16 protein-coding genes are annotated in these 13634 nt (G+C 48.0%); 15 read left to right on the top strand and 1 reads right to left on the bottom strand.

Annotated features, from left to right (window positions below):
• Positions 1-31 precede the first annotated feature (31 nt).
• The 5 genes from AC3ITG_RS21550 (at position 32) to AC3ITG_RS21530 (ending at position 4486) form a co-directional block, all read left to right on the top strand.
• Entirely contained in the window at positions 32-610 is a 579-nt protein-coding gene (locus tag AC3ITG_RS21550) for a YqhR family membrane protein (protein WP_489251314.1), read from the top strand.
• A gap of 77 nt (positions 611-687) precedes the next feature.
• Positions 688-1131: a type II 3-dehydroquinate dehydratase gene (gene aroQ / locus AC3ITG_RS21545; RefSeq protein ID WP_076291868.1), complete on the top strand. Its 444-nt coding sequence runs from the start codon at positions 688-690 to the stop codon at positions 1129-1131.
• A gap of 39 nt (positions 1132-1170) precedes the next feature.
• The gene (locus AC3ITG_RS21540; protein WP_413372422.1) at positions 1171-2244 is read left to right on the top strand and encodes a M24 family metallopeptidase; all 1074 of its coding nucleotides are present in this window, start codon (positions 1171-1173) and stop codon (positions 2242-2244) included.
• Positions 2245-2482: 238 nt separating this feature from the next.
• Positions 2483-3040, top strand: a complete 558-nt coding sequence (gene efp, locus AC3ITG_RS21535) for an elongation factor P (RefSeq protein WP_053784402.1) — start codon at positions 2483-2485, stop codon at positions 3038-3040.
• 192 nt (positions 3041-3232) lie between these two features.
• On the top strand, positions 3233-4486 hold the full coding sequence (locus tag AC3ITG_RS21530; RefSeq protein WP_489251313.1) for an aspartate kinase: 1254 nt from the start codon (positions 3233-3235) through the stop codon (positions 4484-4486).
• A gap of 79 nt (positions 4487-4565) precedes the next feature.
• Here the strand turns inward: AC3ITG_RS21530 and AC3ITG_RS21525 are convergent, their stop codons facing one another.
• A complete protein-coding gene (locus AC3ITG_RS21525) occupies positions 4566-5315 on the bottom strand; it encodes a 2-phosphosulfolactate phosphatase (protein ID WP_413372419.1) in 750 nt (249 codons plus the stop codon).
• Between the two features lie 276 nt (positions 5316-5591).
• On the opposite strand from AC3ITG_RS21525, the gene spoIIIAA reads away from it, so the two are divergent.
• The 10 genes from spoIIIAA (at position 5592) to accC (ending at position 13446) form a co-directional block, all read left to right on the top strand.
• Positions 5592-6596: a stage III sporulation protein AA gene (gene spoIIIAA / locus AC3ITG_RS21520; RefSeq protein ID WP_413372417.1), complete on the top strand. Its 1005-nt coding sequence runs from the start codon at positions 5592-5594 to the stop codon at positions 6594-6596.
• Positions 6589-7107 carry a stage III sporulation protein SpoIIIAB gene (gene spoIIIAB / locus AC3ITG_RS21515; protein WP_063565694.1) on the top strand — a complete coding sequence of 173 codons (519 nt, stop codon included), beginning with the start codon at positions 6589-6591 and terminating at the stop codon, positions 7105-7107. The genes spoIIIAA and spoIIIAB overlap by 8 nt, the downstream gene beginning before the upstream one ends.
• Before the next feature lie 29 nt (positions 7108-7136).
• A complete protein-coding gene (spoIIIAC, locus tag AC3ITG_RS21510) occupies positions 7137-7340 on the top strand; it encodes a stage III sporulation protein AC (RefSeq protein ID WP_017687585.1) in 204 nt (67 codons plus the stop codon).
• 32 nt (positions 7341-7372) lie between these two features.
• Positions 7373-7762, top strand: coding sequence for a stage III sporulation protein AD (spoIIIAD, locus tag AC3ITG_RS21505; RefSeq protein ID WP_017687586.1), 390 nt, complete (start codon positions 7373-7375; stop codon positions 7760-7762).
• Between the two features lie 21 nt (positions 7763-7783).
• Positions 7784-8974, top strand: coding sequence for a stage III sporulation protein AE (gene spoIIIAE / locus AC3ITG_RS21500; protein WP_489251312.1), 1191 nt, complete (start codon positions 7784-7786; stop codon positions 8972-8974).
• A gap of 30 nt (positions 8975-9004) precedes the next feature.
• Entirely contained in the window at positions 9005-9883 is an 879-nt protein-coding gene (gene spoIIIAF / locus AC3ITG_RS21495; RefSeq protein WP_489251311.1) for a stage III sporulation protein AF, read from the top strand.
• 15 nt (positions 9884-9898) lie between these two features.
• Positions 9899-10537, top strand: coding sequence for a stage III sporulation protein AG (gene spoIIIAG / locus AC3ITG_RS21490; RefSeq protein ID WP_109998546.1), 639 nt, complete (start codon positions 9899-9901; stop codon positions 10535-10537).
• 66 nt (positions 10538-10603) lie between these two features.
• Positions 10604-11443, top strand: a complete 840-nt coding sequence (locus AC3ITG_RS21485) for a SpoIIIAH-like family protein (protein WP_489251310.1) — start codon at positions 10604-10606, stop codon at positions 11441-11443.
• Positions 11444-11582: 139 nt separating this feature from the next.
• Positions 11583-12047: an acetyl-CoA carboxylase biotin carboxyl carrier protein gene (gene accB / locus AC3ITG_RS21480; RefSeq protein WP_024630998.1), complete on the top strand. Its 465-nt coding sequence runs from the start codon at positions 11583-11585 to the stop codon at positions 12045-12047.
• 55 nt (positions 12048-12102) lie between these two features.
• Positions 12103-13446 carry an acetyl-CoA carboxylase biotin carboxylase subunit gene (accC, locus tag AC3ITG_RS21475; protein ID WP_064636739.1) on the top strand — a complete coding sequence of 448 codons (1344 nt, stop codon included), beginning with the start codon at positions 12103-12105 and terminating at the stop codon, positions 13444-13446.
• Positions 13447-13634: the final 188 nt, after the last annotated feature.

The raw sequence follows: 13634 nt of genomic DNA, 5'->3' as shown, positions 1-13634 counted from the left end.
TTTTGCAAACTGAACGTGAAGGAGAATATCGATGACAGAGCACACGAGTGAACGCACATCCCATAAGGAAAATCAGCGTGCTGACAAAGGAGAGCAAAAGGAGCGGGGTAGACGTCCTACCCAGCGACAAGGCCAGGCACATTATTTCACCAAGCCGTTCCCTTTTGCAGTGGAGCTAGGTTTTTTCGCAGGTTTTATCTGGGGAGGTTTGCATTGGCTGTTCTATCTGCTTCATTTTACGATTGTGCCATTGGGATTTTTAGCTGAACCGTTTTTTAAACATAATTTCATCTATACTGCAGCAGGGCATTTGACTGGCTGGTTGTTTTTTATAGTCTTTTCGGTCCTCGCCTCCCTGATTTACACGTTCACTTTGAAAAAATGGGAAGGCCCGCTTCCAGGCATGGGTTACGGGATTTTTTGGTGGCTCATTATCTTTGTCCTGGTAGGTCCCAAACTGGATATGGTGAAGCCCTTAAACCGCTTAACATGGGATTCAATCATTACAGAAGTTTGTTTCTTTTTGCTATGGGGACTGTTTATTGGCTACACCGTAGCCATGGAGTTCACGGATGAACGGAAACGTGAGCCAGAGCAAGCGGGAGCATAGCCGCAAAAAAGCTTCTCAATCCGGCAATGGCTGTGTTAAAATAGCAGATGGTTATTTGCAGAAAGGGTGGAGCAGCTATGAAACGGATTGTTGTAATCAATGGCCCGAACCTGAACATGCTCGGAGTACGTGAACCCGGCATCTATGGAACGCTTAGTCTGAAGGATATTGAGGACAAAATTCGCAGACAGGCGGAGGAGCTGGGCGTCTCCATCGCTTTTTATCAATCCAATCACGAAGGGGACATCATTGATCGAATTCATGCAGCGATGGGCGATGCAGACGGAATCATGCTGAATGCCGGAGCGCTTACCCATTACAGCTATGCTGTGCGTGATGCCATCAATGCCGTAAAAGTTCCTACAGTAGAAGTACATTTATCCAACATTCATGCACGCGAAGCGTTCAGACATCATTCAGTAATTGCTGCAGAAACAATCGGGCAGATTGCCGGATTTGGCGAAGTAAGCTACGAACTGGGGCTGCTGGCTCTCGTGCGTCATCTGGACAAACAAACCTGAGCCGGGGACCCGGGAATGTGAGAGAAAGAAGGGTTACCGATGGAAAACAAACGAGTAAATAAGTTGCGTGAGGCCATGCATGAACATGAACTCACGGCTATGCTGATTACAAATCCGATTAACCGTCGTTATATGACGGGCTTTACAGGCTCTGCAGGATATGTGCTGATTACGGAACAGGAAGCTTATTTGCTTACCGATTTCCGTTACATGACACAGGCGCCGCAACAAGCCAAAGGATTTACCGTTGTGGAACATGGACCAAAACCGTTGGAATCCGTACGCGAATTGCTTGCATCGGCGAATATCAAACAGGTTGGCTTTGAGCAGGATCATGTCACTTATGGCACGCATACTGCTTATGCTGAAGCACTTCAGTCTATTGAATTGAAAGCTGTATCCGGTATAGTGGAGCAACTTCGCATGTTCAAGGACGAAGATGAGATCGCTGTAATGCAAAGAGCTGCGGATCTGGCAGATGCAACATTCAGTCACGTTTTGCAATTCGCAAAAGCGGGTATGACTGAACGTGAAGTGGATTTGGAGATGGAGTTCTTCATGCGCAAACATGGAGCAACTTCCTCTTCGTTCGACACCATTGTGGCATCGGGTGAACGTTCTGCTATGCCTCACGGGGTAGCAAGTGGCAAAGTCATCGGACAAAATGAGTTAATTACATTTGACTTTGGTGCGCTTTTGGATGGATACTGTTCAGATCTGACACGTACCATCGCAACGGGCACACCTGTACCTGAACTGCGTAAAATTTACGATATCGTACTGGAAGCCCAGTTACATACGCTGGCGAACCTGAAACCGGGCATGACCGGACGGGAAGCAGATGCATTGGCACGTGATATCATTGCAGGGCACGGATACGGAGAGCAATTCGGACACAGCACGGGTCACGGTCTGGGTATGGAAGTCCATGAGGCTCCTCGTTTGTCCAAGCTTAGCGACGATGTATTGAAACCGGGCATGGTGGTAACCGTTGAACCGGGTATCTACATTGACGGTCTTGGCGGCGTGCGTATCGAGGATGACGTTGTGATTACCGAGACGGGTATTCACATTTTAACGAAATCGGACAAGAAGTTCACCGTAATCGGCTAAATTACAGCCAACGGTGATATAAGGCGATTTTTAATTTATAGGTACAGGTTATTGCTGATTGTTCTGGACCATTGCAAAAGTAGTGAAGGGAGCGGAATCGATTCTGAAGAAGCGGAGGAACGATCCGAACCGGTAACGGTCACGTCGCACATGGTCATCAATTCAGAATGAACCCACCTTTAAATTAAGACATCGTCTTATATCACCTACTTTTCAACCATATCAGGAGGGATTTTTTGTGATTTCAGTAAACGATTTTAAAACAGGCTTAACCGTACAAGTGGACAACGACATTTTCACTGTAATTGATTTCCAACATGTTAAACCAGGTAAAGGCGCTGCCTTTGTACGTTCCAAACTGAAAAACCTGCGCAACGGTAACACAGTTGAGAAAACATTCCGTGCAGGTGAAACCATTGGCCGTGCCATCATCGAAAACCGTGGCGTGTCCTACCTGTATGCTAGTGGTACAGAGCACACATTTATGGACAACGAAACATATGATCAGTTCACACTGACAAGCGACCAACTGGAGTGGGAATTGAACTTCCTCAAAGAAAACATGAACGTAAAAATCGTTAGCTACCAAGGTGAAATCCTCGGAATTGACTTGCCTACAAGCGTTGAGTTGAAAGTTATCGAGACAGAGCCAAGCGTAAAAGGTAACACAGCACAAGGCGCTACTAAAAACGCTAAAGTTGAAACAGGCTTAAATGTACAAGTGCCATTATTCATCAACGAAGGCGATGTTCTGCTGATCGATACTCGTGAAGGTAAATACTCTTCCCGTGCGTAACGTTCACATGGTGTAAGCTAAATAAAGCGTTAATTCAACCCTTTGCCATTTCTATGGCAAAGGGTTTTTTTCGAAAAAAGATTAGCCTATCAGGCGCTTTCGTAATATACTGGGTTAAAGTCATTTTTCGGAGAGAATAATGACGGTGGACATCAATTATGCATACTGCACAAGGTAGGGAGTGGATTTGCGTTGTCATTGTACGTCATGAAATTTGGGGGCAGCTCGGTCGGAGATACAGAGCGCATGAAGCGTGTAGCCGGACGTGTTGTAGAAAAAGCGGATGAAGGACATCAGTGTGTAGTCGTGGTTTCGGCCATGGGAGATACCACGGATGATTTGATTGATCAGGCGAAACAGCTGAACAGTGAACTGCCTGCACGTGAGATGGATATGCTTTTGACTACGGGAGAACAGATCTCGATTTCATTGTTATCCATGGCGATACAGGCGCTGGGACGCAAAGCCATTTCATTTACAGGCTGGCAAGCGGGATTCCGGACAGAGCCGGTACACGGCAAAGCGCGGATTAACGATATTCATCCGGAACGGGTGAATCAGGCGTTGGCAGAAGGCAACATCGTAATCGTTGCTGGCTTCCAGGGAATGACTGAAGAAGGCGAGATTACGACACTTGGCCGCGGCGGATCTGATACAACGGCAGTAGCCCTGGCAGCGGCTATCAAGGCGGACGCTTGCGAGATTTACACGGATGTAGACGGGATCTATTCCACCGACCCGCGAATCGTGAAGGTTGCACGCAAGCTTAAGGAAATTTCGTACGATGAGATGCTGGAACTGGCTAACCTGGGAGCAGCGGTATTGCATCCGCGTGCAGTTGAATACGCGAAGCATTCCGGTGTGCCTTTGATTGTAAGATCCAGCTTTAACCATAATGAAGGAACGGTTGTGAAGGAGGAAGCAACAATGGAACAAGGCGTGGTAGTTAGTGGAATTGCCTATGACAAAAATGTGGCTCGCATCAGTATTCTGGGTGTACCAGACGAACCGGGGGTTCTCGCTGAAGTATTTGGTGCCCTTGCATCAGAACAGCTGGATGTTGACATTATCGTTCAGAGCGGTGTGATGGACGGTAAAGCAGATTTCTCGTTCTCTGTTGCGCTGACTGATCGGGAGAACGCACTGCGTGTCATTGAAGCCCTTCATAGCCGCCTGCCTTACCGTGAAGTTACTTCCGAAGAAAACCTTGTTAAAGTCTCGATCGTTGGTGCAGGCATGGTTAGCCATCCGGGTGTTGCTGCGAAGATGTTCAAAGTCATCTCGGGCGAAGGCGTTAGCATTAAGATGGTCAGCACTTCCGAAATCAAGGTATCTTGTGTAATTGATGGAGAGAAGCTTCATGATGTAATCAAGGCTCTGCATACAGCGTATGATCTGGATACTGCTGAGCAGGCAGTCATTGGCGGACCGCAAGTTCGCAGATAAAAAACGATATAGTGTAAAGACACACCAAAGGTGTACTGTGTATTCCCATTCGGGATCGCAGTACACCTTTTTAGATTGTTCACAGCAATTTAAACAGCGGTTCCTTACGCGTTCCTCTGAATGGTTGCATCCGGTTCCCTTCACCCATCTCCGGAACGCAGTCCAGCAAGTTCAATTGGGTACAATACGTTACGTCATGCATCCTCCCTAACCTCTCCAGCCTTCGGCCACCAGCGGATACTCTAACCAGATCGGGTAATTTGTCCTCGGCATGAGTGGCAGCCTGATGGAGCGCCAGGCCCAGATCGTTCAGCATGATTGGGAAAGGGGATTGTCGGTACAGCTCCTCGATAATGCTGCCTGCACATAAACCATCTTCCAGCGCGAACTCATCCTGATCCCCGGCGCATAACAATAAGATATCCCGGCGCAGCTCGCACAGAACAGCCGCCACAGCTTTCACATTGAGGAATGAGCCTGCAAACACATGTCTAGCCTTGGATGCCTTGATCAGGGCGCGTGTTCCATCTGTTGTAGTCAGAATAATGGTTTTCCCCGCAACATTCGGAGTCATATATTCATAGGGGGAATTGCCCACCTCGAATCCTGTAATTTTTTTATCAAAACGCTCCCCGCCACGAATGGCATCCTTCACGTTCAATTGTTTCGCTTGAGGAACAGTTTCTACAGCAATGACGTCTGCTGCATCGTATGCCAGTGCCGTAACAATCGTACTGGTTGTTCGCAACACATCGATTACAACCACACATCGTCCTGCAATATCCATTCTTCGAACTTCATTCACATTGCCTACCACATCGACTCGCACTCCCTACAACTCCTTTCTATATTTGAGGATAGTTGTTTCTGTCCTTTTTTATCCCGGAATGAATATCACCTGTCTGCAAGCACTATATGCACTTGGATCTAGACGGGTGCCTAGAACTGGAACAGTTGACTGATCTATGATTTTTAACTCTCATCCCTATTTTGAAGAAAATGATAGATTTCAGCGTCATAAAATCAATGTACACACATAAACTTGAGATATGAACAAGCACCAGGAACGCAACAAAACCGAATTCAAGGTTGGAGGGGCCTATTCATGATGGTGAACTGGAAGGATATCTTTCCGGAACCGATTCGAACCATTCTGGGAAGAATGCCGCCCGCTTTATTAGATAAAGTGGAGGAAGTACGTATCCGTGAAGGAAGACCGCTGGAAATCAATGCAGGAGACACCTATCACTTCCTCACACCCCAGGGCAGTCCGACTTCGAAGCCTGATGAAGCCTATATTCCCTTAAAAGAGGTAACACACAGGCTGCTGGATCTGATCAGCAATCATTCGCTTTATACATTGGAAGAGGAACTGCGTAAAGGGTTCATCACTATTCCTGGCGGGCATCGAATCGGACTGGCTGGCCGGACGGTGTTAAGTGGAGGCCGCGTCGAATACTTGCGCGACATTAATGGATTTAATGTCAGGGTAGCCAGAGAGATTCACGGAGTCGCTGATCGGATTCTGCCTTATCTGCTGGACATGAAAAGTGGACAGGTCATGCACACCTTAATTCTTTCACCTCCGCAGCAAGGCAAGACCACATTACTGAGGGATCTGGCAAGACAGATTAGTAGTGGAAGCAAACTTACGGGTGTCAATGAACTTGTTCAGGGCATACGTCCACGTCTAAAGGTTGGCATCGTTGATGAGCGGTCCGAAATCGCTGGAAGTTACAAGGGCGTACCTGGATTTGATGTGGGACCTCGCACCGATGTCATGGACGGTTGTCCAAAGGCTGAGGGAATGATGATGATGCTTCGCTCCATGTCTCCCGATGTCCTGATCGTGGACGAGATAGGCCGACCGGAAGATGCGGAGGCGGTGATGGAAGCACTTCACGCAGGCGTATCTGTCATCGCTACTGCGCATGGTCGTGATTTGGCTGAGCTTTCTTCCAGACCTGCGCTGAGAACCCTGATCGTCGAGCAGATGTTCCAACGCTATGTACAGCTGCAACGGACGAGCCGGGGCATGACCTTTCGATTGGCAGATGGCAAAATGCGTGGTCTCCAGCAGACAGAAGTGGGAGGTGAGGCATTTGGTTAACATGCTCGGTGCAGTCATCATTCTGCTGGCCAGTACCCTCGCCGGATTCTACAAGGCAAGGCAGTATGCCTTGAGGCCAAGACAACTGCGAGAATTAATCGCCGCTCTCCAGCGGTTGATGACAGAGATTAACTACGGGCTGACTCCGTTACCTGATGCCATGGGGAAAATGGGAGCCCAGACAAAAGAGCCTGTTCGGACGCTGTTCCTCCACGCAGCCAGGCAAATGGAACCACCTCATGGACATACTGCTCGTGAGAGTCTTCAGTCTGGTATAGAAGAGGCGTGGGGAAGATCAGCCATGAAGGCGGACGAGCGGGAAGTCATGCTGCAATTGAGCTTCAGCCTTGGCACCAGCGATCGTCAGGATCAGACCAAGCACATCTCGTTAGCCATTCAGCAACTTATGCATGAGGAATCCCGTGCCCAAGCCGATCAAATGAAATATGAACGAATGTGCCGCAGTCTCGGGATGCTTGTCGGAGCGTTAATCGTCATTCTGATCTTCTGAAATAGCCGGGATAGTGAGGTGCCAAGGTCATGAATTTAGAAGTGAACGCAATCTTTCAAATTGCGGGCATCGGAATCATCATTGCAATGATTCATACGGTGCTGAAACAAATGGGAAAGGAAGATATGGCTCACTGGGTGACCGTGATCGGATTTGTCGTTGTATTGTTCATGGTGGTCCGAATGCTGGACAGCCTGCTGCAAGAGATCAAATCGATATTTCTTTTTCAATGAAAACGGTCATGAAGCCGGGATGGTGGTGACCTGTGGAAATTATCCAAGTTGTAGGTCTGGCGCTCATCGCAACGGTTCTCATTCTAGTTATCAAAGAACAGAAGCCCATGTTCGCTTTTCTGATTGCTGCTGCCACCGGCATCGTGATCTTCATGCTGCTGATTGGCAAGATTGGCGCGGTGATCGAAGTGTTGAAACGGCTTGCCGAGAATTCAGGCATGGAGAGCATTTATCTGAAAACTGTACTGAAAATTATAGGCATAGCGTACATTGCTGAATTCGGAGCACAGATTGTCAGGGATGCAGGCCAGGAGAGCATTGCTTCCAAAATTGAACTTGCTGGCAAGGTGCTGATCCTTGTACTCGCGATACCGATCATCAGCATTATTATCGAAACCGTCATGAAGCTGATGCCGGTGTAGAGGGAGGCGTGCGGACTTCATATGAAAATGATGCATCACAAGCCGCAGTGGCGCCTTACCTTCGTGCTGACGCTGTGTTTTCTGTTTGCGATCATGGGACAGGTATTCGCTGGTTCTCCCTCGGGAGAGTGGATGCAGCAGCAGGCTGACCAGCTTCCCAAGGATCAGGTGGAAAAATATTGGGACCAACTCATGCAACAATACGGTGGTTTTTTCCCGGAAGGAAAAACGCCTTCCTTTATGGATATGTTAATGCCCGGCAATGAAGGGTTCAGCCTGAAGTCGGTGTTTATAGCGATTGGGACCTTCATGCTGCATGAGATTTTATATAACGGCAAACTTCTGGTCACGATTGTGATGCTGAGTGTGCTAAGTATGATTTTGGAGACGTTGCAGACCGCTTTTGAGAAAAACAATATTAGCAAAATCGCTTACTCCATCTGTTACATGGTCATTATCATCATCGCCATAAACAGCTTCAGTGTGGCGATTGGATACGCCAAGGATGCCATAGCGAGCATGATCAACTTTATGATGGCCATGGTGCCCCTGTTGTTTACACTGCTGGCTTCAATGGGAAATGTCATTACCGTTTCTGTGACCCATCCGCTTATCATTTTCATGATTCATCTGGTCGGTACATTGATTCATATGTTGGTGTTCCCATTACTCTTTTTCTCAGCCGTATTACATCTCGTCAGTTCCTTATCCGACAAGTACAAGCTTACACAGCTGGCAGATCTCTTACGGAACATTAGTGTTGCTCTGCTCGGTATACTGCTTACGATGTTCCTGGGCGTAATTTCGGTGCAGGGGGCATCGGGCTCCGTGGCAGATGGTGTCAGTCTGAAAGCGGCGAAGTACATCGCAGGCAACTTTGTCCCCATTGTCGGCAGAACGTTTGCGGATGCAACCGACACGGTTATCACAGCGTCACTGCTGGTGAAAAATGCAATCGGACTAACGGGTGTCATCATCATCTTGTTTTTATGCGCTTTTCCCGCACTTAAAATTCTGACGCTAGCCCTGATCTACAACATAACTGGCGCGATCATGCAACCGCTAGGGGATACGCCGATTGTAGGATGTCTGCAGGCGATAGGCAAAAGCATGATTTACGTATTTGCGGCACTGGCTGCCGTTGGACTGATGTTTTTTCTGGCAATCACGATCCTGCTAACCGCAGGCAATCTGACCGTCATGATGAGATGAGGGGATGCTCGAGAGAAAGGGGCTGGAAGGATGGGGTGGCTGAGCAGCTGGCTCCGGGAATTGATCATGATCGTTCTGCTGGCGACTTTCGTGGATATGCTGTTGCCCAATCGATCCATGGAACGCTATGTCAAGCTTGTGCTGAGCCTTCTTATCCTGCTGACCCTGTTATCGCCCATAACGAAGCTCTTGAAAAGTGATCCGGTTGGCGAGCTTAAGCGAGCGATGACCGCCATGGATTCGCCATCTGATGGAAATGCAACACTTGAACAGATTTTGGCTCAGGGCAAGCGGCTACAATCCAATGAACAGGAACAATCGCTGCAATGGACAGCCAAAGAACTGGCTAACGTAATGAAAGGTCAAATTGAAGAAACAACCGGGGAGCGAGTGCAGTCTGTTGAGGTAAAGCTCGTCATGGATACAAGCAAGCCGGAGACGGATTTGGCCTCTTCGGTGGAACTTCCGGTGATCCAGTATGTTTTGGTGGAGATGGCAGGTGAGACAGCAGCCGGGAAAGTCAACTCCAATACAGCTCAACAGGAAGCAACGGCAACTACAAAACCGATATTCGACTCTGACCTTGAATCCGAAGCCACTGAATCTCCTCCAGTACAGGAGCCAATCCAGATTGATCAGATTGATGTCCCGGATGTACAGATTGAGGTGAACAGCGGCAGTAATCGTGAAAGTAGCGTGGGTAAGGGTAACTCTGGCGAACCGAAAAATGGACAGGAAGTTGACTCCACACCTGTGTCGGGTGAGCAGGCAGAGACAAACTCTCAGCAAGGACAGACGTCCTCCCGATCTGAACGTGCAGTACAAATTATTACGCTATTGACAGAGAAGTGGGATATTGATGCAAACAAAGTACAGGTGAAAGAAAAGAAAAGCGCTTCGGCGCTTTAAGAAGGAGGGTATCCGATGAGGCAATGGCTCAAAAAGATGGAAAGCTGGCTCGGCGGAGGAGAAGGTGGGCAACGGCGCAGTCAAACCTTTCGCTGGCTGATTATCCTTGGTTTGATCGGAGTCGGAATCATGTTGTTCAACTCCTTCGTCAATGTCAAAAAGATTGATTCCGAAAATATCGGTCGTGAGCCTCCTGATCCAGCTACATCGATGGCATCCATACAGACGGATCCGACGGATCAGAATCCATTTCAGGCGATAGAAATCGCATTTGAGGACAAGATCAAGGGTGTGCTGGAAAATATCGTAGGTGTTGGAACTGTTGATGTGATGGTTACCGTGGATTCTACAGAGGAGCTTGTTGTACAGCGTAATGTGAAGGATTCGCAGCAGCTCACCGAAGAAACGGATGCAAACGGGGGTAAGCGACATATGACGCAATATACCCGGGATGGTGAGATTATTACGTATGAAATATCAGGGGATCAGACACCGATTGTCACGAAAAAGCTCAAACCGCAGATCCGGGGCGTGCTTGTCGTTGCCAGAGGTGCAGAGAACAAGGTTGTGAAGGACCTGATTACAGATGCTGTGGAAAAAGGGCTGAATGTTGCGGCCTACCGAATTTCGGTTGTTCCGCGCAAGCAGGATTAGTCCGGAACCATGAATCACAAGATTTGATTGTCATAAGAATGAAGCCAATTCGAGGAGGAAGTTCTAATGAATAACAAACGTCAAACGGTATGGCTCGTATCCATGCTGAGTCTGATGGTCATTTTGTCCGCCTATTACCTGTTCACTGAAGATTCCGGTCCGGTTAATACGCCTGTAGCTGAGAGCACGCAGGTGGATGGTATGAAGCAGGGAGATGCGAAGGAAACGGCTGGAATCCTTGATCCGACAGAAGGTCTGGTTGTGAATGAAGTGGTCAATGGCGGTGAAGTTACAGGGACTGAAGGAGAGCAAGCGGCAACTGAATCTGTTGATAATCCTGCAGTTGTAGACGGTAAAGAAGCTGGAGACACCGAGAAATCACCGGCTGCGGAATCGGGAGAGAAACAAGGTGAAGCGGGTAAAGGCAGCGAGAAAGGGACAGACAAAGGCGCAGCAACCACTCCTGAGACAAATGCCGAAACAGAAGGCAGTGCAACGAAAACCGATGAGGACGTTCTCAAGGAAATGGAAGAGCAGAATACGGCGGCGTCCGCGAGCAGCCAGTTCCAGAACTACCAGTGGCAGCGTGAAGAGAGCAACAATCGCAAGTATGAAGAACTCATGACCGTTGCGGGCGATCTGAGCAAAACGCCAGAAGAAAATGCCAAAGCAACAGAGCAGCTTCGTACGCTGGAAGAAAAAGAAGCCAAAATCAATGGCATTGAAGAAACTTTGTCGCAGCAGTTTGCTAATGCCATCGTTCAAGAGGATGCCGACAAGTATAAAGTCGTTGTTCTCAGTGATAAACTGGATGTAAAACAGGCGGTTTCCATTGTGGATCTGGTTATGAAAGAACTGGCTGTATCACAAAATAAAATCAGCGTGCAATACGTGACAGAACAGTAATCTAAAATATGGAAAAGTAGCCCCGAGAGCTGGATTAGATCTCGGGCTCTTTCCATTTTTAACGATTATGATATAATACATAAAGCCATATGACCGTCCTAGTGAGACTGGCATGATGCCGAAGGAGTGAATAATGGAAATGTTTAAATTGAGTGAGATCAAAGAGCTGATCAAACTGGTAGATGAAAGTTCCGTTCAAGAGTTGGAAATTGAAAACGAAGGATCACGGTTGTCGATTCGCAAACCGGGTAAAACCGAGTATGTTCAGGCAGCTGCTATTCAACCGCAAATGATTGCTGCACCACAGGTGCAACCGGCTGCAGTTGTAGCTGAGGCTGCTCCGCAAGTCGATACTACAAGTCATTTACATAAAATTGTATCTCCGATGGTGGGTACTTTTTACAGAGCTTCCTCGCCGGAAGTAGGTCCTTTTGTAAGCGCTGGTGATAAAGTTGTTGAGAAAACAACGGTATGTATCATTGAGGCGATGAAGCTGATGAACGAGCTTGATGCTGACATCAAGGGAGAAATCGTTGAAGTGCTGGTTGAGAACGGACAGCTGGTTGAGTATGGACAACCCCTGTTCCTGGTGAAACCGGAATAACGGTGATAACCGCATAACGGCAACTGCATGAGCTTCGAAGGAGGACAATAACGAAATGAAATTTCAAAAAATACTGATTGCGAACCGTGGCGAAATTGCGGTACGTATTATTCGTGCCTGTCGTGAAATCGGCATTTCGACGGTAGCAGTCTATTCGGAAGCGGATAAAGACTCTCTGCATGTTCGTCTTGCAGATGAAGCGTATTGTATCGGGCCTACGCTTTCGAAAGACAGTTATCTTAACTTCACCAACCTGATGAGTGTAGCTACACTGACGGAATGTGATGCGATCCACCCAGGCTACGGATTCCTGGCAGAGAACGCTGATTTTGCAGAAATCTGTGGTTCCTGCAATATTACGTTCATCGGCCCATCTCCGGAAGCCATTACCAAAATGGGTGACAAGGCTGTTGCCAAGCAAACGATGAAGGATGCAGGTGTACCTGTAATTCCGGGATCCGACGGTTTGGTTGAAAATATGAATGAAGCCATTATGATTGCTAGAGATATTGGATATCCTGTCATTATCAAAGCTACCGCTGGTGGTGGAGGTAAAGGGATTCGTATTGCTGAAGATGAAGAGACGCTGATCAAGCAAATTACAGCTGCCCAGCAGGAAGCACAGAAAGCTTTTGGCAATGCCGGAGTATATCTGGAGAAATTCCTGACAGGCATGAAGCACGTGGAGATTCAGATCATTGCAGACAAACATGGAAATGCAGTGCATCTGGGCGAGCGTGATTGTTCCGTTCAGCGTCGACGTCAAAAGCTGGTGGAAGAAGCGCCTTGTCCAATCATCTCTGAAGATGTGCGTACATTGATGGGAGATGCCGCAGTACGGGCAGCGCTTGCCGTGAATTACTCGGGAGCAGGTACACTTGAGTTCTTGCTCAGCCCTAACGGTGAATTCTATTTCATGGAAATGAATACACGTATTCAGGTGGAACACCCTGTAACGGAAATGGTTACAGGAGTGGATCTGATCCGCGAAATGATCTCGGTAGCTGAAGGCAATCCGCTCTCTTTCCGTCAGGAAGATGTTGTGATCAATGGCTGGTCCATTGAGTGCCGTATCAACGCAGAAGATCCGGACCGTAACTTTATGCCGTCACCAGGCAAAATTGGTTTCTACCTTGCACCAGGAGGACCGGGTGTACGTGTAGATAGTGCAGCTTATCCGGGCTACACGATCTCTCCTTATTACGACTCCATGATCGCCAAATTGATCGTATGGGGAGCAAACCGGGAAGAGGCTATCGCGAAGATGAAGCGTGCATTGGCTGAGTTTGCGATTGAAGGCATCTCCACAACAATTCCTTTTCATCAGAAATTGCTGGAGCATCCAACGTTCGTTCGGGGTGACTTTGATATCAAATTTCTTGAGGAAAATGAGATTTAAAAGGTATATTGGGCTTGTTTGTCATAATGTAGCCCAAATGATATAGTATGTAATAATAAGAGCGCATGTCTCCTGCAGAGGATAAGCCGCCGCACATACGCGGATGAAGGTTGCAGGAGTTCCGGTAAAGCCGGACCGGAAGGGTTCTGAAGGCCAGATTGGCCTGAATACCAGTGCCCTGACGGATG

Source organism: Paenibacillus sp. GL_099_B (assembly GCF_057835695.1).
Note: the sequence above shows the minus strand (reverse complement) of the source record. Positions and strands in the feature narration are given on the sequence as shown.